General features: G+C 34.9%; 19 protein-coding genes and 1 pseudogene. 12 read left to right on the top strand and 8 right to left on the bottom strand.

All coding sequences use genetic code 11. From position 1 onward, the window contains the following. Positions 1 to 33 precede the first annotated feature (33 nt). Positions 34 to 216 (top strand): 50S ribosomal protein L32, encoded by a 183-nt coding sequence (gene rpmF / locus TZ97_RS09335; RefSeq protein ID WP_003009516.1) that lies wholly within the window; start codon positions 34 to 36, stop codon positions 214 to 216. Between the two features lie 15 nt (positions 217 to 231). After that, positions 232 to 381 carry a 50S ribosomal protein L33 gene (gene rpmG / locus TZ97_RS09330; RefSeq protein ID WP_001265622.1) on the top strand — a complete coding sequence of 50 codons (150 nt, stop codon included), beginning with the start codon at positions 232 to 234 and terminating at the stop codon, positions 379 to 381. Between the two features lie 228 nt (positions 382 to 609). Here the strand turns inward: rpmG and TZ97_RS09325 are convergent, their stop codons facing one another. After that, a complete protein-coding gene (locus tag TZ97_RS09325) occupies positions 610 to 1,044 on the bottom strand; it encodes an RNA polymerase sigma factor (protein WP_045760145.1) in 435 nt (144 codons plus the stop codon). A 296-nt stretch (positions 1,045 to 1,340) separates the two neighbouring features. Between TZ97_RS09325 and TZ97_RS09320 the strand changes: the two genes are divergently transcribed. After that, complete coding sequence (locus TZ97_RS09320; RefSeq protein ID WP_152620222.1) at positions 1,341 to 3,032, top strand: helix-turn-helix domain-containing protein; 1,692 nt, start codon at positions 1,341 to 1,343, stop codon at positions 3,030 to 3,032. A gap of 734 nt (positions 3,033 to 3,766) precedes the next feature. Here TZ97_RS09320 and TZ97_RS09310 read toward each other — a convergent pair. Continuing rightward, positions 3,767 to 4,078, bottom strand: a complete 312-nt coding sequence (locus TZ97_RS09310) for a helix-turn-helix domain-containing protein (RefSeq protein WP_023920137.1) — start codon at positions 4,076 to 4,078, stop codon at positions 3,767 to 3,769. A gap of 183 nt (positions 4,079 to 4,261) precedes the next feature. Here TZ97_RS09310 and TZ97_RS09305 point away from each other — a divergent pair, with 183 nt between their 5' ends. The 7 genes from TZ97_RS09305 (at position 4,262) to TZ97_RS09275 (ending at position 11,413) form a co-directional block, all read left to right on the top strand. Continuing rightward, positions 4,262 to 6,814, top strand: a complete 2,553-nt coding sequence (locus tag TZ97_RS09305) for an SEC10/PgrA surface exclusion domain-containing protein (protein ID WP_045760142.1) — start codon at positions 4,262 to 4,264, stop codon at positions 6,812 to 6,814. A gap of 198 nt (positions 6,815 to 7,012) precedes the next feature. Continuing rightward, positions 7,013 to 7,327 (top strand): hypothetical protein, encoded by a 315-nt coding sequence (locus TZ97_RS09300; RefSeq protein WP_023920133.1) that lies wholly within the window; start codon positions 7,013 to 7,015, stop codon positions 7,325 to 7,327. Next, a complete protein-coding gene (locus TZ97_RS09295) occupies positions 7,327 to 8,403 on the top strand; it encodes a cell division protein FtsK (protein WP_045760141.1) in 1,077 nt (358 codons plus the stop codon). Before TZ97_RS09300 ends, TZ97_RS09295 begins: the two co-directional genes overlap by 1 nt. Positions 8,404 to 8,468: 65 nt before the next feature. Beyond that, positions 8,469 to 9,023, top strand: coding sequence for a hypothetical protein (locus TZ97_RS09290; protein WP_235287936.1), 555 nt, complete (start codon positions 8,469 to 8,471; stop codon positions 9,021 to 9,023). 196 nt (positions 9,024 to 9,219) lie between these two features. Beyond that, positions 9,220 to 9,810, top strand: a complete 591-nt coding sequence (locus TZ97_RS09285) for a replication protein (protein WP_045760139.1) — start codon at positions 9,220 to 9,222, stop codon at positions 9,808 to 9,810. After that, a complete protein-coding gene (locus TZ97_RS09280; RefSeq protein ID WP_045760138.1) occupies positions 9,797 to 10,057 on the top strand; it encodes a MerR family transcriptional regulator in 261 nt (86 codons plus the stop codon). The genes TZ97_RS09285 and TZ97_RS09280 overlap by 14 nt, the downstream gene beginning before the upstream one ends. Positions 10,058 to 10,147: 90 nt before the next feature. Then, positions 10,148 to 11,413 carry a tyrosine-type recombinase/integrase gene (locus TZ97_RS09275; RefSeq protein WP_045760137.1) on the top strand — a complete coding sequence of 422 codons (1,266 nt, stop codon included), beginning with the start codon at positions 10,148 to 10,150 and terminating at the stop codon, positions 11,411 to 11,413. A 216-nt stretch (positions 11,414 to 11,629) separates the two neighbouring features. Here TZ97_RS09275 and TZ97_RS09270 read toward each other — a convergent pair whose 3' ends face one another. The 6 genes from TZ97_RS09270 to TZ97_RS09245 form a co-directional block, all read right to left on the bottom strand. Further along, on the bottom strand, positions 11,630 to 13,906 hold the full coding sequence (locus TZ97_RS09270) for an ATP-binding cassette domain-containing protein (protein ID WP_045760136.1): 2,277 nt from the start codon (positions 13,904 to 13,906) through the stop codon (positions 11,630 to 11,632). Next, entirely contained in the window at positions 13,906 to 14,361 is a 456-nt protein-coding gene (locus tag TZ97_RS09265) for a MarR family winged helix-turn-helix transcriptional regulator (protein WP_235287934.1), read from the bottom strand. The genes TZ97_RS09270 and TZ97_RS09265 overlap by 1 nt, the downstream gene beginning before the upstream one ends. Positions 14,362 to 14,478: 117 nt before the next feature. After that, positions 14,479 to 15,972 (bottom strand): tyrosine-type recombinase/integrase, encoded by a 1,494-nt coding sequence (locus TZ97_RS09260; RefSeq protein ID WP_045760134.1) that lies wholly within the window; start codon positions 15,970 to 15,972, stop codon positions 14,479 to 14,481. Between the two features lie 9 nt (positions 15,973 to 15,981). Continuing rightward, entirely contained in the window at positions 15,982 to 16,230 is a 249-nt protein-coding gene (locus TZ97_RS09255) for a hypothetical protein (RefSeq protein WP_045760133.1), read from the bottom strand. A gap of 65 nt (positions 16,231 to 16,295) precedes the next feature. Next, a complete protein-coding gene (locus TZ97_RS09250) occupies positions 16,296 to 17,324 on the bottom strand; it encodes a replication initiation factor domain-containing protein (RefSeq protein WP_045760132.1) in 1,029 nt (342 codons plus the stop codon). Between the two features lie 2 nt (positions 17,325 to 17,326). After that, entirely contained in the window at positions 17,327 to 17,758 is a 432-nt protein-coding gene (locus TZ97_RS09245; protein WP_045760131.1) for a hypothetical protein, read from the bottom strand. A gap of 110 nt (positions 17,759 to 17,868) precedes the next feature. Here TZ97_RS09245 and TZ97_RS09240 point away from each other — a divergent pair. Further along, a pseudogene (locus TZ97_RS09240) lies at positions 17,869 to 18,489 on the top strand (helix-turn-helix domain-containing protein); the annotation flags it as partial. Positions 18,490 to 18,655: 166 nt separating this feature from the next. Next, positions 18,656 to 20,128 carry an RNA-binding domain-containing protein gene (locus TZ97_RS09235; RefSeq protein WP_045760130.1) on the top strand — a complete coding sequence of 491 codons (1,473 nt, stop codon included), beginning with the start codon at positions 18,656 to 18,658 and terminating at the stop codon, positions 20,126 to 20,128. Positions 20,129 to 20,613 lie beyond the last annotated feature (485 nt).

Genomic DNA, 20,613 nt, shown 5'->3' with positions numbered 1-20,613 from the left:
ATTGAATTTATATCTTAAAAGGAGAAAAACGAAATGGCAGTACCTGCACGTCGCACATCAAAAGCGAAGAAAAACAAACGTCGTACGCACTACAAAGTAACAGCTCCATCTGTAAACTTTGACGAAGCAACTGGAGATTACTCACGTTCACACCGTGTATCACTTAAAGGATACTACAAAGGACGTAAGATCGCTAAAGCTGCATCAGCTGAATAATAGAAGGGAGATACCATGCGCGTAAATATTACACTTGAACACAAAGAATCTGGTGAACGCTTGTACCTTACTTCTAAAAACAAACGTAACACTCCAGACCGTCTTCAATTGAAGAAATACTCACCAAAACTTCGCAAACATGTTGTGTTTACAGAAGTTAAATAATAGGTCATTACGTTTCAGTAGAAACGAAAAACCTTGATTTAATGCGATTCTTGAATTTTTAAACTTCAATGTATTGCAATAAAAATCAACCGAATGACTACATTTTTGACTACATTTTTTGTGAAATAAATTAGATGTTCGGATATATAAGAGACACCCTAGTTCAAATGGACTAGGGTGTTTTTTCAGAATACTACAAATCTCTCTAATACAACTTACACTTCACTGCTAATCAAAATAGCTTTCTAATTCTTCTCTTAGCAATTTTTTAGACATTTCAAAATGACTTTTAACAGTTTTATGACTCTTGTATCGAGTCTCTTTTGTTAGTTCTAGTAATGTTTTTCCGTATATTACTATCCCTAAAAAGATATGTCTGTCATCTTCTGAAAGTTTGCCTAAAGCTCTGCAAAGATATTCACGAACTTCATTGATAAGTACCTGTTCAAGCGGATCCAAACTATTATCGTTATATAAGTCAATTAACTCGGTTACACCTCCTTCTTTTTTTACTATTGCATTCAAGCTTGAAAGATGATACTTGCGGTCTTGTCGCTTAATATTATCAAATTGTTGGTCTAGTAATCTACTCACTTCATTCCAATCGTTTTCACGTATTGCTCTATTAATTCTACGTTCTCTGCGTTCTTCAATTTTTGACATATTTTCTCTTTTCTAACAGTCTCTTTTGCGAAGACGAATAGAAACTCTAATATTCAAAAATTGAAAGCCTTGTTTTCAAATGCACACCAAAAACCGGCGAAACAATTTATACACAACACAACCTTTATCGTTACATCGTTTATATTAGTTTCAATCCGTCTTCTTGATGCGCATCATCAAAGACTATACATGTTTTTTGTAAAGAAATTTCTTTACTTCATTATGTTAACAAACTCCCCACAATAAAAATTAAGCGATTTTTAAAAAAACTGGGATTTTTGATATAATCTAATATTATGAGAGATAATTTGTTTTTATTTAACTATTTACTTGATGAATTTTTAAGAGAAATAAAAAAGAAGTTTGGTATATCTACTAAACTTCTTACGGTTGAGCTAGGAATATCAAAAAACATGTTAAATAATTGGAAAAAAGGGACTTACTCTCCAAATATTAAATCAATTAAAAAACTATTAACATATTTAAATAAATTTAATAAAGAACAAAACGAAATTATTGTTAAGGATCCTAATATTAGTTCTTTAATCGAAGCACTTTTAAACATGTTGTATACTGAAGTTAACATTTATCCAGAAACAAACAATGAAGAGAGGAGAAAAAAATGGCTTCAAAAAGAGAGAAAAGAAAATTTTAATCAGAGTTTTAATAATTATATTCTATTTTTAAATGAAATTAATTTAAGCTATAAAAAAGAATGTAAGAAACTACCCAATGATAATGTTGATGACCAGTTAAAATACGAAATCCATGAAATGTTAATTACCGAAGGACTAATTAATTCAGATAGGAAAACAGGAGTTCAAAAAATTTTGTCTCAGAGATTAGGTGTGAGCTGTGCTCAAATTAGTCGCTGGAAAAAAGGGGAAGATTACCCTACGGAACTAAACTTAGATAGAATCAAAAAACTAATGGCAAAGGATCCCACTTATCGGGTACTGACAAAAGAAGACTTTCGTAATAACTATGAGAGTTCAAATAAGTTAATGTTTATTAATAATTTTGAGATCAATTATATCAGGCGATTAGAAGATATTATTTCAAGTACAAAAAGATTGAAAGATAACTTTCTAAACGAGTTTCCAAATTGGCAATTTCTCCGACCAACAATTTTCGAACGTCGCCAAAAAGCAATAGAAACGCTATACAATGAAAATATAATGTTGTTAAGGACTGCATATAAGGTCATTAAAAAAACAGATGATAAATTTCCAGAATGGCTTTATAACAAGATAGCAGATGAAAAGCTACTTAAAATACATGTTGGAACTATGGAACTTCCTATAAGTTCTTGTAAAAATTACGAGTATTTTTCAAGGGAAATATATGAATCTTTTAAAGATATTAGGAATTTCCAAAATAAATTAAATTCAGGAGATTCATTAGACACAACAGTATTAGACAACTGTGTGCTACTTGTTTTGGCTAGAGAATTTATAATAGAAGATCTCCTTATGAAGGAAAGAGAATCGTTTATAGAATGGTTCCACGAAAATTCAGATAAATTTGAAGTTGTTGAAAATTATGCCGTTAAAAGTATTAATCTAGTTGACCTATTTAATAAAACTAAAGAAGAGCCACTGAAAGAATTCTTTGAACAGTTTAGACAATTAATATTGGATAAGCAAAAGGGCATATCCATTAAGGATACTTCCTATGAGATAGATAAAGATATAGACAACTACTTATTCCACTTGGTTGATGTGCTTGATCTGGATAATTTAATTGATGAACTTAACCCTGAATTTAAAAATAAATATGGTTTTTCTCTAAATGATTTTATTGAGGCAGAATATGTTTTTGAATACATTTTGAAAAAAAACAATATTTATAAAAGAAATAGCGAAGAAATTCCTTTTTTAGAATCTGTACGTAGAGATGAGCAAAAAATTAACAAACTCTTTAAAAATCATCCTGCTTTGAATTCCTTTATTATGAATGGTTTATGGGACATAAAAAAATGTATTTAGTCTCAATAAAACTGCTAAAACACACCCACTTTATTTAATAATTGTATATAATATGTTGATTATATTTACAAATTGTGATAATATGCTGATTATAGTTAGAAGTCATACATGATTATTTTTGAATAGAATATCATCAAAAAGTCACTTACTAACACCACTAATATAAAATTTTTACATTGGGGGACATGATGTCATTAAACAAATTCATTAACGGTGTAATAGCAGGTCTTTTTACAGTTAGGGTCAAACAATCCGGTGATAATTATATAAAGAGATCTCATAATACAATTAAAGCTAATAAACCAATCAAAAAAGATTGGAGTAAATAAATTGAGAGAATTATTATCAAAAGCTTGGTACTATAGCACTTTACCAATTTATTGGTTTTTTGCTTTTGTAACCTCACAAATGTTAGTTGGTATCTTTGGAAGTGGAGTAATAATCGGTTTTCTCATGTTCTTGTTTACATGGCGAACTACATGGTTTTGGTTTCAATTCACAATATTATGTGTATTTTGTTCATTTGCTCTGTGGATAGGTGGCATCGCTTATGGTTTCATTGGAAAATATGTAATTAAATTCATTCGATTCATTCAAAGAATCATCGACGGTGTAGATTATAATGATTAATTCATTAAACAATATCAGTCGCAACTTCTATATGTCATAAATAAAAAAAGAGGCACTTGCCTCTTTTTTTATTTATGATAGAAATCCCGATTAAACTAAAATGCTTATCTATCTTCACTCAACCTTAAAATGTTCAAGAATACTTTTATGTATTCACTACTATCTTCTTTCACTTGAAGTTTCTCAATAAGAAGTTGGAGGTCTTGATTTGAAGAATAAGAAAGAGGTTTAAAAAAATCACTTGGTTCAATTTCCATCGCTTGTAAAATCCTAAGCAGTGTATCTACTGATAGATTTCTTCTGTTATTTTCTACTAAATTGATAAAAGGTAAACTTAAATCGCTTAATTCCGCCAATTCTTGTTGGGTCAAATTCTTTTTTAATCTATATTCTCTAACCAATTTACCAATTATCATAAAAAACTCCTTTTATATATTGTATAAATTATGGACCCATTTTTATATAAACAATTGTATCTTTGTTTTAATAAACATTTACAATAGTTGCAGTTAGTGATATAATATCACTGTTACAAATTGTTTAAAACCAATTAATTTTAGGTTTTTTACACAAATTACTTTTAGTAGATAGGAAAATAAATGAAAAAGAGAAATGTCACAATTGCTATTGCAACCGGAATGGCGTTAACAGGTTTTACTGCTGTTACAGCTAATGCTGATGAAGTTGTTACACCTACAGAAACAAAAGCAACAACCGTTGCTTCAAAAACAAGTGAAGTAACACAAGCAGAGGTCACAACTACCGAAACATCTGCTAATCAAGCACAAAGGGATGTAGATGCCCAACAAACGGTTGTAAATGAAGCTACTAGAAATGTCGAAAAAACATCAAATGCTGAGAAAGAAGCCAAAGTTAATCTGGATATAGCGACTGCCAATGCTAATGAAGCAACTACAGAAAATATTCAGTCTGCAAAAGAAAAAGTTGAAGCTGTTAAAGCTGAAATCAAAGCAAATGAGACTAAAGTAGCAGAAAAACAAGCTAATGTAAACGAAGCAACAACAAAAGTTACAAACCAGAACGATAAAGTTGTCACAGCTCAAAAAGAAGTCGACAACGCCCAAAAAGAAGTCGATAATGCTAAAACAGATGTAGAAAAAGCACAATCAATTCTTGACGGAACAGGTGCTAAGGAAGTTATTTCTAAAGCAGAACAAACACAAGCTAAAGTAAATGCAGATAAAGAAGTAGTTGCTAAAGCTCAAACAAAACTTGATGAAGCTAAAAAAGCTGATGAAACACGTTCTAAAGCTATTACAGAGGCTAAAAAAGATCTTGCAGTTAAAGAAACTACAGCTAATAAAGCAGACAAAACTTTGACGGACGCTTCAAAAGTTGCTGAACAAGCAAAAAATACTTTGGCAGACAAAAAAGTAGAGTTTTCTAAAGCAGAGGCAGACTTTAAAGCAACAAACACTATTGTAGTGCCTATTAAGTACATTGAAGCTCTAAAAGCCTACAAAAACTATGAGGATTTGAGCGAAGAAGGTGATAAGAAACGTGCAGAAGCTGAACAACAACTTAAAGCTATGAACAGCGAAATGGCTTCTTTGAATAAATTTAACTCAAATTCTAACGATAATGAAATTACATTGTCGCTTGGTTCATTGACAGATGAACAAAAAATGGAATTGACTTTCTTTGCAAATGATCTCTTAAACCAAATTCGTGAAGCCTTTGGAACAAATAAAGTAGTTATCTCAAAAGGAGCTATGAAGTTTGCTGATGAAGTGGCTAACCGCTATGTAGCTGATAATTGGGATTGGGATAAAGTCATTTCAGAAGGTCATGACGAAGCAGGTATTGAAGAACTTGCAGGTAAGAACGGACTGTTTGAGGGGCAATTCTATGAAAATATGTACACCGCATACGGTAGCCGTCCTACAATGACTATGAACCGTGCTAAAGAGTTGGTATTTGAAGCCTTTGTCAAATTCCTTTACAACGGTCAAGAATGGGAACACGCAGGTTCGGTTTCAGGCGTAACTTCAACAGAAGATAAAAACCAATTTATGGGAATTTCTCTTTCTTCACGAAAAGATGTTACGGGAGTTCATTTGATTACTGTAGCGGAACGTCTTATTCGTGAGGGTTCATCATTTGATACAACAGCTATCATTAACCCTGACACAAAAGAAGTTATTGAAGCACGTTATAACAATGCTAAAACTGCATTAGAAAATGCCACAACAGCTTACAACAATGCCCAAACCGACCTTGCCAATGCCCAAAACAGCAAAAAACAAGCAGACACCGCACTTTCAGTAGCTAAAAAAGTCTTGGCTGAAAAAGAAGCTGTAGAAGCACAAACACCAGAAGCACAATCAACTCTTGACAAAGCACAAGAAAACTTGGTAAAATCTACTGCTGACAATGAAAAGGCTCAAAAAGCTGTAGCTGAACTTAATGCTGATATTCAAGCAAAACAAGCTAAATTGGCTCAAGCAAAAGCTGTATTGTCAACAAAACAAGAAGTCCTAAATGCTAAACAAACAATTCTGAAAGCTGAACAAGCTAAATTGGCTCAAGCGAAAGCAGATCTTGCAACTGCTAAAGAAAACCTTGAAACTGCTAAAGCAGAATTGAAAGGTTCTGAGAAAACACTTGTAGAAGCACAAGAAAAAGTCCAAAACTTAGAAAATGCTCCTGCTAAATTGGTAGAAGCACAAAATGCACTTGCAAAAGCGCAAAATGCACTTGTAGAAGCACAAAAGAACCTTGAAGCTGAACAAATTAAATTGAATGAATTAATTGTTAAACGTGATGAGGCTAAAAAAGCTTACGAAGTGATTAAAGCACAATTCGATAAGCAAGAAGAAGCTAAGAAACAAGCTGAATTAGAACGTAAACGTGAAGAATTAGCTAAGCAAGGTATCCAAAACGTTCCAGTCGTTTCTCAAACTGGAAAAGTAATCGGCTTTGTACAATCAAAAAATCGGTATAAATATGGTGCTGTTGTTTCACCACAAATTGTTCCATACAATTCTGAAAATAATTTTGAAAAAACAAATCAAAACTCAGAACGACAATTGCCTTCAACTGGACAATTTGATAGTGTGTTCAGTATGATTGGTGCATTATTAATCGGCACTTTTGGTTTTGGGTTAATAACTAAAAGAAAAGAGAATTAATTAAAACTAATAAAATCAGATTGAAGAAAAGGTCTATTTTAGACAATTTTTTCAATCTTTTTTAGCAGGGATTACCAATTCCCTGCTTTTTTTCTCCTTAAAGATAGGAGGTGAAATTATATAGTGTCAGAAAGTCTAGCTCCGACTTAAACCGAGCATATCAGATCAACTCTACACTAACAAAGAAAGGAAAATATTATGAAAACACATAATCGCACAGCGGGATATTCAATTAACACCGCAAAACACTACATCAATACTAAGCAAGCTATTTACTGTCTTAGTGATGAATTAGAATCACAAGTCAAATTTGAGAACAATCAACCAACTGGAGAGGTCATTGCTTATAAAGCGTGGTTTTCACAGAAGGGACTACCACCTTTTCAGGTGAAATTTGAATCAGAAGTGCCTCTGCCTTCTTATTTGGCGATGGTTGATTTCGATAATCTTGAAGCATGTGAAGTTGGTTATAACGTTTATTTCCGCGCAAATGATGTTAAAGAGGTTAAATAATGGATAAAAAAGCACTTGAACAATATTTGTTGCAAAGTCTAAACATGGGACTAGGATCCTCGATACAGGGAGAAACTAGTTATACAAACAGTTTCGATATTAAAATCACTGCGGAAGGCTTTATTTTTATACCACGCCTTCCCGCCAGTTATATAATTGATGACGAGCTCTATCAGAAAATCTTTCTAATTGCTAATGCATCTTTATACCCAAGATATACCCTACTCAAACAAAATTCAGCATTTTTCATTGCTCTGGACACCGACGATATTCATGTTCAGCGCGGGCTCTTCTTTCCATGGAAACTTGGTATTTCTGAACGCATTGTAATACCCGATTTAGAAGAATTTTCAGAAAATCAAAAAGGAAATCTAATCCCAATCATGAAAAATCTTTCTATTGACTACAATAAGGTAACTTCTATGGCTATCGCTGGGAACAGCGGATCTGGTAAATCTTATGCTCTGACCTATTTTTTGACTTTGCTCAAAAATTTTTCTGACTTGATTATTGTAGATCCAAAGTTTGATACTCCCAGTCGTTGGGCCCGCGAAAATGGATTTCCTGTTCTCCATCCTCAACGAAATCGTTCTAAATCAGATTTTGTTTCAGAAATCAATGGACATCTTAGTTCTTGCTTAAATCTTATCCACCAAAGACAAGAAATCCTCTATGATAATCCAGACCATAAATTTAGGCATTTTACAGTTGTAATAGATGAAATGCTTGCATTATCTGAAGGAGTCAATAAAACTATAAGGGATTCATTTTTTTCACTAATCTCAGAAATCGCTTTGCTCTCGAGATCGTCAAATGTACATCTTTGTATGGTGGGACAACGTTTTGACCATACTTCTATACCGGTTTCTGTTCGAGAGCAATTAAATGTTTTAATTCAGATAGGCAATATCAACAAGAAAACAACGCAGTTCCTATTTCCAGATTTAGATCCCGAAGGAATTGTTATTCCTATTGGCAAAGGTACTGGACTAATACAAATTATTGATAGCGATCATCCATATCAGGTGCTTCCATTACTCTGTCCCACTTATTTTACAAAGGAAGGTGTTTTATAACAATGAGGAAGAGTTTTTTTCAAAAAACATACAATATTAACACAGGGTTAATCTATTTCATATTTATGAGCATATTTTTAAATCTAGCATTAAAACAACTTAGACAATTATTTGAAAAATTAAATATTCCGCAACTTAAAAATACATTCTCTCTTATTCAAGAAAAATTGAGAATTATCGAATACATGAGTAAAGTAACATCGATTATTTTAATAACTTTAATTGTTTTTCTTATTACTATCGAGTTATTTCAAAGATTTAGAAGTGATTCTGTCTTTAATTATTTTAAATCAATTTTTCAAACAATTAGATTTAGACATTTTTTAAAACAGTACGAAAAAACTGAAACAGTCAATGACAGGGACAATAACATAACAAAAACTCAGTTAGATCCTGTCATACAAAATTTTAACAGTTCGATCTCTAAATGTACGATTGACGTTAGGAATACAACTGTAAGTGTCGTTATGCAATATCCAAAGACTCAACAAGCACAAAAAATTCTACGAGAAATGACCGGACAAATTAAGGAAGAGATTTCTAATTATAACCCACGTTATATTTTCTCATCTCCTACTAGGGAAGGGGATAAATTCTGGTTTAAGGCAACAAAAGTATAACAAAAGGCAGTGCTTGGCTCATATAATGATAGCCAAGAGCACTGCCTTTTGTTATTTTTAATCAAGGTATCTATTGGGGCCCACTACGACAGCCCCCAATAGATAGACAATCATTAATCAAATTATTTTTTAAATCATTACCAAAAATGGTCAAAAATTCTCCTAATTAATGAGAATAAAAAAGGAGGTTGTTAACTTGGCAAAAAACATACGGTCAAATAAATGGACTTTCTTGTTATATCAAGAAAGTGCCCCTGAAAACTATCTTGAGATTCTAGAAGAGATGCATGTCCCTTTTGTTCTTAGCCCTTGCCATGATAAAGATGTAAATAAAGAAACTGGAGAATTCAAAAAAGCTCACCGACATGGTGCACTATATTTTGATTCGCTTAAAAGTTACACTCAAGTTTCTGATTTACTGACCAAGAATCTTAATACCCCTGCCCATGTGGAACCAGTCATGTCTCCGAAAGGGATGTACGATTATTTCACTCATGCTCAAAATCCTGAAAAAACTTTATATGATATCAATGATATTGAATCCGGTTGCGGTTTTGAGCTAGATAAATTTCTTATTAGTAATAACAATGACGAATTTCTTTCAATGGTAATCGATGTCATTGAAGAATATAATTTTACAGAATTTAATGCACTAGTAATATACGCTAGAAAAGAAAATAAACAGTTGCTAGGTTTAATTATGGATAAAACTTACTTCTTTGCTAAATATTTAGATTCAAGGAGACACGATAAATCAAGGAAGGAAAATACAAATGACAAATATTGAAAGTACAAAACTCGATCATATTGAACAGCTTCTGATATGCTTGGTATCCATTTCTCAGAAACAATTGGAAAGACATCAAAATTTAAAGATTGTAACTCAGAAAGAACTCTTAACGATTTTACAGATATCTCCTAACACTCTAAAATCTTGGGAAAAAACGGGACTTAAGCGTCTTGAACCACCCATTGAAGGAACTCGAACAGTCTATTATAAGATGCAGGATGTAATAGATTATTTGACTCCATAATATTTAAAATGTGTTAAAATAGCAATATCACATAGAATAGTGTGAGGTTGTTATTTTAGCCTTTTATATATCCGAATGTGAAAGGCTACTATGCAGAAAGAAACTATCATTCACAACAATCGAAAAGTCATTAAAACTATCAAGAATAATGGAACTATTAGCTATACGCAACGTGGTGTGTATATTGGTGTAGATGTTAAGACTGGTAAAAAAGTTACATCATCTATAACTGCTAAAACTCTAAAAAGTCTTGATAGGAAAATCATTCAAGCTCGAATTGATTTTGAAGCAAAGGGATCAACTCTAAAAGAGACCTTGTTGATTAATAACTTCGAGGAGTTAGCAGAAGCCTGGTTTGTCAGTTTTGTAACTTGGGTGACTTCTCAGAATACGATCAATCGAGTTCGAAGCTATCTTGATACCTATCTAATCCCTAAGTTTGGAGAATATAAGCCTGAAGAAATAAAATCTGCAGATATTCAAATTTGGGTTAATAAATTAGCTCAACAATCTAAAAAGTCTGTTGAATCGGGTGTTAAAAAATCCAAAAAGGGACACGCCAAAGATTTCGGTGCAGTTATCTATAAGCTTAGTGATATTTTCGATTATGGGATTACAAATTTCGAACTTTCTCATAATCCAGCTCGGACAGTAAAAATCCCTCCAAAACCAAAGGTGGTAAAGGAGAGAATCATGGTATTACATGGAGAGGACTTGGCTAATTGGCTGAACTATCTTGCTACTCTTCCTGATACACGAGCTAATCGAAGATTCAAAGTTATCTGCGACACACTTTTAGCTTCTGCGCTTCGAATCAATGAGCTTCTAGCTTTGACGATCAATGATTTAGATTTTGATGCTAATGAAATTATCATCAATAAAACACTAATGTGGAAAGCTGGAAATAAGAAACTCGGGATCAAAGGGGAAATAATTTGTAAGAACAGTGCCAAGACTGATGCTGGCAACAGAAGAGTTGCAGTTCCGAGACAAGTTTTGGATGACTTGAAAGCTTTTCATGCTGAGATGAGTGATTACTTTGAGCATCACGATTTACCAACTGTACACTTAATTTTCCCGACAATTTACGGGAACTATATGTGTGACAGAAATGAGCGTGCAACGCTTAAAAAGCGTTTGACTGAGTTGGGACTTCCAAACTATGGTTTTCACCTATTTCGTCATACACATGCTTCTTTAATGCTGAATGCTGGTGCAAACTGGAAAGAGCTCCAGATAAGGATGGGGCATAAATCGATTAAAACGACAATGGATACTTATGCTGAATTGGCACCGAAAAAGAAGGCAGAAGCAGTTGAAATCTATCTCAAAGAAATTGCAAAGTTGACAGCATAGCAAAATGACTACATTTATGACTACATTTTCTAAAGAACAATATAAAAACGTTGATATGACGGCGTTTAAAGAGTGCTAAAATAACATTAACAACCTTTACAGAAGTTAAGTAAGACAATATACCAAAAGCCTATGAAATCAACGTTTCTAGGCTTTTTTTGTTTTTATAATGTGGTTTTGTCTGATTTTTGTCTGATTAGAAGCAATTGACGTATTTTAACTGAAATTTAAAATTTCTTTCAAATATTTCCCCGTTTGAGACTCTTCACAACTGATAATATCTCTTGGTTTGCCTTCGAATAAAATATACCCCCCATTCTTTCCGCCCTCGGGTCCTAAATCAATTATCCAATCAGCTTGAGCAATAAGTTCTAAGCGATGTTCAATTATCACAACCGTATTCCCTTGATTGACGAGGCGTCTTAGTAAACTAAGCAGTTGTTCAACATCCTTACTATGCAGACCTGTGCTTGGTTCGTCGAGAACAAAGATTTGTCCTGACTCTTGTAACTTACTAGCTAACTTAACCCGTTGCACTTCTCCACCTGACAAGGTACTTGTAGGCTGACCTAAAGTCAGATAATCTAAGCCAACTTCCTTCATGACTGACAGAGATTGACAAATCTTATCGTTCGAAGAAAAAACTGTTAATGCTTCTTCGACAGTTAGATTCAAAATCTCTTCAATTGTGAAATTCTGATAACGATAGCTGAGCGCTTTAGGATTATAACGGTGACCCCCGCACTCCTCACAAACGACCTCAACTGAATCCGCAAAAGCCATGTCATAAACGATTTTTCCAGTTCCCTTGCAAATTGGACAAGCACCTTTTGAATTATAGCTAAACCAACTAGGGGTTACATTGTTGGCTTTGGCAAATAATTTTCGAATTTCATCCATTATTCCTAAGTAAGTTGCTGGTGTGGAACGAATGGAGGTACCAATAGGTTTTTGATTGATGATAATGGCATCTGGGTAATTTTCGATAAATTCGACACCAATCATAGAGCTCTTCCCTGAACCCGCGACACCCGTTACTGCGGTCAAGATTCCCTTAGGGATTTTTGTATTAACCTGTTTAAGATTATTTGCAGTAGCATCTTTGATGGCAAAATATTCTGTCCAAGCTAGTGGGTCTTGATTCAGTCTAAGTGGTTGATTTAGGGCACGGGTTGTGTAGGTGTCAGCTTTTTGCAACTCTACAAGACTTCCTTGAAAAATTAGCCTACCGCCTTCCCGACCAGCCAATGGTCCCAATTCAATGACTTCATCCGCTAAAGCTAACATTTGTCGGCTATGTTCCACAACCAAAATATTGTTGTGCTTATCTCTTAAATCCAACAAGAGCTGACCGATTTTCTCGGCATCATGAGGGTGCAGACCTGCAGTCGGTTCATCAAAAACGTAGTTGACATTACTTAGGCTGGAACCGATGTGTCGCACCAACTTGACCCGTTGCATCTCACCACCTGATAAGGTTTCTGTCTTCCGAGACAAAGATAAATAACCAATCCCAACCGTCTCCATCCGCTTAATAGCTGACTTGATTTGTGCAACTAATGATTGACCTAAAGGACTATCAACTTCTTCAAGTAAAGGCAAGAGTTCACTGACTGATAAGTTCATATAGTCAACAATATTATGCCCGTTTATCTTAGAAGCTAAGGCCTTGGGGTTTAGTCCTGAGCCTTCACAACTGGCACAAGGTACCTGAATGACAAGAGATAGCACTTCTTCTTGCAATGATTTTTTCAGCTTAGAAATATCCCTTTTCAGATAGAGGCGGTAGAAACGCGGAATGACACCTTCATAGTCAACACGGTCCACACTCCCCGTATTATTAGAACGAAATTCAACCTTGACTATTTCATCGCTTCCTTCTCGCAAAATCTGCCATTCTTCCTCAGAAAAATCAGCTAACTTTTTATCTGCATCAAGTAAAGGATTATTTTTGTAAAGATAAGCCTGCCAGCCACTCGAAAATTGGCTAAAATTAATAGCACCTTCATTCAATGATTTTGTGGTATCAAAAATCTTATCCTCAATTAACTGATAAACCTTCCCAATCCCAGTACAAATAGGACACATCCCTGCAGGATGATTGAAAGAATAAGCCATTGAACCACCCGCACTCGGTTGACCAACCCGTGAAAACAGCAGACGAATAAGCGGAGCAATGTCCATAGCCGTCCCGACTGTTGAACGAGTATTAGTCCTTAAAGCTTTCTGATCGACAACGATAGATGGGGGTAAATTTTTAATTTCGTCTACGTGAGGACGCTCATAGTGAGGTAGCTTGTTCCGTAAAAAGAGAGGATAACTATCCTGCCACTGTCTACTACTTTCTCTTGCTAGCGTATCAAAGACAAGGGAAGACTTCCCCGAACCTGAAACACCTGCAAAAACCACTAGCTTATTCTTAGGAATCGTCACATCAAAGTCTTTTAGATTGTGCTCTTTAGCACCAAAAATTTCAATACTATCTGTTTCCATCAATTATTCTCCATATCGTCAGTTAAAGTTAACAGCTCAGCTTTAGTAAATTCATTCTTCACAAGAGTTAGATATTTTCCTTGAAGTTCAACATATTTTTGCATATCCTCTTGCCCCATGGCCCTTATTGCTTCTTTTTCTGCTTCCACCATTTTAGCAACGGTCATCTCTATATAAGTTTTGCCTTTTTCAGTCAAGGACAATTTCTTGCTCTTACGAGAACTTGGTAGTGGCGTCACCCTTACATATTGGTCAGCACTCAACTTTTTTACCGAAGAGTGAATGGTTTGTTTTGGGAACATCATCTGTTCAACCAAGTCCTGCTGAGTGATATCACCACTATTTACTAATAAAAAATAACAGACCCACACGCTACTCTCAGATAGCCCAAAATTCTTAGCCATGACACGATAAAGAGATGAGAATTCTTTCTCTTGTACTGATAATTGCTTCATAAAATCTGTTTCCAAAATAATTCCTTACCTCTCTTTTGGTCTGATTACAGACTAAATTATATCCTAAAAAAATATCTATGTCAAATAGAAAAGGAGGCAGTATCCTCCTTTCCACACTTAGTTCTTATTATTAATCAATTTTTCCAGCCTTTCTACAGCTCCTCTCATGGTGTCTTTTTGCTTTTTAATCACATGGAGATAGACACGCTCAATCTCCTTGGAATCCTCCGAGTGTCCAACAAATTCTCGAATGGTGGAGAGGTCTATACCTTCGCTAGCCATAATGGAGATAAAGCTATGGCGGAACATATGAGGGATAACATGAATCGGTCTGCCAAAGTCTAGGAAGCTATCTATGTCCTTATAGGGTTTACCAGATTTTTTATTATATTTTGCTGACTGACTAGAACCACCTCTCAGGAATTGTGAGAGTTCATTATGATAAAGCGGAGAGCCTTGCCGATTACCTGTTCTGATATAGGTTCTGGTAAAGAGATAGCCTAGGTCTTGATAAGTAGGGTTAAATTGAGCTTGAAACTTATTTCTGTCTATATAATGTCGCAAAATTTTCTCTACCTCAGGACTCATTGGAATCGTTCGGACACTTTCCTTGGTCTTAAGGTCTGCTCGGTAGCGTTCCTTTCCGTCAAGATTAAGTGCTTCCATTACCTCATCTGATTTATTTTTGCTTGCCCTCTGCCAATGAACCTTTATCCACTTCTCCTCAAAATCAAGCATATCCTCATTCAAACCCAGAACTTCACTTGGTCTCATACCTGTTAGAAAAATCATTCTCAGCACATCTGCGATAAGTTGATTATCAGGACGGTTAGTCCAGCTTTCTATCAGTCGGAGAACGTAGTTAACCTCACTTGCTTCTAGGTATTTTTCTGCAATATCTTCACGTTTCTTGTTTTGCTCCTCACTCTTTGTCAGAACCCGCCTTTTAACCTTATTGTTGGCAATCGGGTCTTGTGTAAGAGTAATCTGTCCGTTTTCGACTGACCAATCAAAAACCATCTTAAGATAAATATGCAGGTTTCTTGCCATGTGCATGGAAGAAGCATTGATTAGATTTTGAATTTCCTCTGTCATAGAGGCAAATTTTGTGATAGACATTCTGGTATCAAAATTAGGCACGATATAGCGGTTATAGATAGTAACCCTTGTTTTAAGAGTATTATTGGCTGGTTTGACCCTTTCATACCATGCTTTAAAGGCTTTACCATAAAGACTTCCATCTTCATCATAGGGCTTAGCGATTTCTTCTAGGGTTAAAAGTCTCTTGGCTTTCTTAGGCTTAATACCTGTTACCTCAGCGATATAGTCATCAACTAATTTGTTCAGTTCTTGCGTGACCTGTGTAATCAATTGTGAGTTTTTAATATCGCTGACCAAAAGACGTTCTTTTCCAGAAGATGTCTTTTTACTTGGTCTTGCCTTAGTGGTAAACCACCCTTTACCAGCACCTGTAGAAAGGTATTTCTTGTGAGATTTTTTAGTAATAGGGTGGGTAAATCGCATAGCGAACTTCACCAAGACATTGCCTGCTTTATAAGGGTCTGTTCGCCAAGAACTGATGATGAGTACTCTTGAACTATTATCTCTCATAGGTATTACCTACGCCATCTTTGCGACATATTGATTGGCAATTTTGTAGTCAAACCATGCCACGAAGACTTCTGAGTGAATAAAGACATTGCCATGTGTTCCTTTAATACCGAAAGAGTATGGGCTGTCCTTCATCTGACGAATATAGCTATTGAGCGTTGCAACGGTCATGCCATGCCAGAGTTCATCTAGAAAGACGGATTTACGGTACCAGTTACGGGTCAAGTCAAAATCATGTTCTGTTTTTAATGTTGCCATTGAATTCTCCTTCTATTTTGGTTATAATCAAGTTAGTTATTTTTGGAAAGGCGATTTGTAGTTTGCTACAGGTCGTCTTTTCCTATGCCCCAATAGGCTGAGCTTTGTTGCTCTTGTTTGTACTGCTGAATATCAGTCTCATCTGTTTCCGTTAGTTTGGATATCCCAATCTCAAGTAAGTGTTGAATATAGCCATTTGCCTTTTCTTGTCCGTAAGATTCTGCTTTTGCTACATAGAGTTTTCCAAGTGTTCGTGAGACTTGCTTCTCTGTCCATAGCTCAGACCGTTTTAGGGTGGGTTTTGTCCGCTTTACACTTAAGACCGTCTTTTCTTGTGTTTCTAAGTAGTCATTCCACCATTTTACGTTTTTTCTTCGCCAACGGTTGGAATCCTTATCTCTCGGACTGACAAAGCGATAGTGTCCATTAATCGCTTCAAAGTAAATCTCTTTAAGGGGACGTCCTTTTTTTATCTGTTGAGCCAGTAAGTTTGCCTTTTCTTGCCAACATCTAAGCTCTGCTCTTGTCCATGATGAGGGCATTTCTGGTAAATCTTTATCCAGTTTTTGTTCTAATAGCTTATTATAGATGCACCATTGCTGAGTACCTCTAACACCAATCGTTACCATTTCACCAACCTTTTCACCATTTTCAAGAATACTCTTTTCATGGTAATCAAAGGTTTTAGCGGTTGATATGCAGAGTTGCTTTTTACAATAACTATAAATAAGCGGGACGGATAGGCTATCATCAAAAATATCATTGGCGATATCTAGTCTTGTAAAGTTACTATGGCATTCAGAAATGCGTTTCATCAGGGTTACCCAGTTATTGACATTGCTTTCCATGTATTCTTCATACTGACGGCACCCCTGCCCTCTCAGTTCGATAAAAACTCCCATTTTTGATTCCCAGTCTTTATTGAAGTAAACCTTTATCTCTGAGAAGGCATAATGCCTTTGGTACTTGTTTATCCCCCATTCATTGAGAACAAACTTATCTTTAGGAAGAATGAGGATTTTCTCAATGACATCATCTGGAGCTAAGCCTTTAATCGTTACGGCTAAGTAGTCTAACATCACTGAGTTATCCATGTCTAGGCTCCAATAAATTTAATATCAGTTGCCACTAGTTTTAAGCCTCCCCAATTTCCACCACCATTATTATTAGCTCGCCAACTAAGGTGGACTTCTGGATTGACAAGTTCTACTACAAGTGAGTTCAGCTCATCCTTTTCAACGGATTTAGCCAACTTGTCAAGGTTGTCTACAATCTCCAAGCGAATACCCTTGAGGTCATCAGGGGAATAGCCCAGGTCTTTCAAGGCTTGGATTTTGTCTGTATCTTGTACAGAGCAAGTAATTTTAGCTACTTCATCTGTCGAAATGCTTTCGCCATTGACATTTTTATAGACTGGTGCAACTCGTGAAGAAAGGATGGTCACTTTCTTTGGAATGTCAAATTGTGATTTATCCAATTTCAAGTCGCCAACTTTTATAGTTTCGTCTGTTAAGTTAAATTTTGTCATGTTTTTTCTCCTATTCATAAAAGCTACGCCTACATGAAATCAATCGTAAACCGTTGATATCATAGGCTTCATAAATGTTTTTTCGTGAAATTTGCTTCAAATCACTGAACCCCTTGCGTATCAAGGAATTTGACCACATTTTATGTATGTGTGCACCCCCTAATAGAAGTGGGGGAGTAACCATTGGAACATTTGAAAATCCTGACTGGGAAAATGAATTTGGATACCCAAAAGAAGGCTACCTAGATGATATCTTTTTTGAAATGCTTTATGATACGCTGAGGGACACAATTAGGAAGGAAGCCAAAACCTACTTAAGCCAGCAAGACGGACTTGATGATACTAAAATCAACGAACTTTCTGATTACTTTGCTAACCAAATCTATACTTCATATGATTTTATCGGAAATCTAGAAATCCTTTCCAAAGATAAAATCAAAAAAGAAATTAAAAAGGGCTATGAACGCCTGATTAAAGATTCGCCATCAGCAGGTGTAGAAGTTAGCTATGATTCCAATTACCTACTCGGTTTTCTAATCAATACACTTGCAGATAGCCAAGCAACAAGGCAATTACTTTCAGATATGTCCCAAGCAACAGTTGGTATGCCTTTTTCACAATTTCATGAAGGGCATGAATTAGTTGAAATTATCCAATCTGTCAGACCACGACTGATAGAACTATACAATAATACGACCTTTGATGACTGGACTGACTGGGCGGAGAAATAATCACGTGGTTTTCGCGTGACTTTCGCGTGATTTTCGATATCTTTTTAAAACGAACTACTCAAAAATGCTTTAAAATCAAGCAAAATTGAGTATTATCAAAAATTTTTTTCGCGTGATTTTCGCGTGATACCCTGCAATTTGATTTTTTAAGTTAGGAGGAAAAAGTGTGGAATTAAAAATTGAAGGCAATGATTTAGAGTACAAAAAAGCTAAAAAAGCACTTCCTGATTCTTTCTGGGAGACCTATTCTGCTTTCGCAAACACCAATGGTGGAAAAGTTGTCTTGGGAGTAGATGAAAATAATGAAGACCCTTTTCAGGGAGTTATGAATCCTGAAAAAGTTAGGAATGACTTGTTTAATCTAGTCTCTAATAGAAAAAAAGTAAGTTGTAATTTGCTAACCGATAATGATATTGAGTACATTGATATTCCTGATAAAAATCGTCAACTTATGGTAATAACGATTAGAGAAGCCAGTAGTGACCAAAAACCTGTCCATCTTAAAAATGATTTTAGAGAATCTTATAAAAGGTTAGGGGAAGGTGATGTTAGACTTGATAAAGAAGAGCTAAAGTATCTCATGGCAAGCTCCCATGATGATATTGATGGCGAACTCCTAACTAACTATGACGAAAGTGACCTCAATATTGAATCAATCGAAGAGTATAAAAAACTCCTAATCGAATTAAGCGGGAACACTAAGTACACCAATATGCCACTTAGGGACTTCTTAACTGAAATTGGTGTTTTTAAGAAGGATAGAACAGATGGCTCTTATAAGTTGACTGCAGGAGGGTTACTATTTTTCGGGAAATACAACTCCATAATATCTAGGTATCCTAAATTTCAATTAGACTACTTTGAAAAGGACAACTCACTTTCTACTAGGTGGAATGATAGGATTTCAACAGGGGACATGATGTACCCTGATTTGAACATTAATTTAGCATACAAGAAATTAACTGCAACTACCAACGATAGGTTCGAACTCAATGATAAATCTGCCCATCGTTTACCATTTAAAAAAGATTTATCTGAATCTATACGTGAAGCACTAGTAAACTGCTTAATGCACGCTTACTATGACTTTGACTCACCTATTGTTATCACCGCATATAATGATTTTTATGAATTTAAGAATCCAGGAAAAATGAAAATTTCTATTCCTGAGTTTATACATGGCGGTACGTCAAAAACACGAAACGGTACAATTTCATCGCTATTCAGAAGAATCGGAATGTCTGAGAAGGCTGGCTCAGGCGGGCCAAAAATCTTTGATGTGTCAGAAAAATACAAATTGAAAATTCCCGAAGTTTCAACTACTTTTGATAGTACTATCGTAACCATTTGGAAAGTGGACTTGTTGTCTTCATACCAAGATGTAACACAAGATGAAAGAGCTATTCTCAAGTACATAATCGAAAATGAAAGCATTAGCAAAAACGATGTTATTGAGAATAATCTGATGACAGAATATAAGTTCAGAGAAAACTTAAAAACTCTTCAAAGCAAGCAATATATAGAGGTAATTGGCAAGGGACGTTCAACAAAATATGTTCTTCCTAGAACATCATCTGAACAATATCATATCATCAAACAAAAAATTAAAAACCTTGGTGATTTTATGACCAAGAACTAAAGTTTTATCTGATTTTTGTCTGATTAAAACTAAAGCAAGGTCAAAATCACCCTATTTCATCAATAATTGAAAGATTGAAAAGCCCATAAAATCAACGTTTCTGTACATCATGAAACTTGCTAAATTACATATTACGCTTACAGAGGTGAAATAGGGGTTCACTACACGTCAATAGATGTTAGAAACCTTGATTTTAAGCGATTCTTGAAATTCTAAATTTCACTACATTGCAATATAAATCAACCGAATCACTACCTTTTTCACTACCTTTTTTGAAATAAGAATAATGATTCGGATATATAAAAGAAGAGGAACTTTATTGTGAAGCTCCTCTTTTTGTTATGTGTTCTTTTTCTCACAGATCGTATGACCTGGTTTGACACAGTTGGATTTCAGGTACTTTCAGTTTAGCTTTATATCAACCATCATCAAAATCCAACTATTTTCTTATTTTAAAAAATATGAATAAGTTTGATTGAATGAGG

Source organism: Streptococcus parasanguinis (assembly GCF_000963275.1).
GTDB lineage: Bacteria > Bacillota > Bacilli > Lactobacillales > Streptococcaceae > Streptococcus > Streptococcus parasanguinis_B.
Note: the sequence above shows the minus strand (reverse complement) of the source record. Positions and strands in the feature narration are given on the sequence as shown.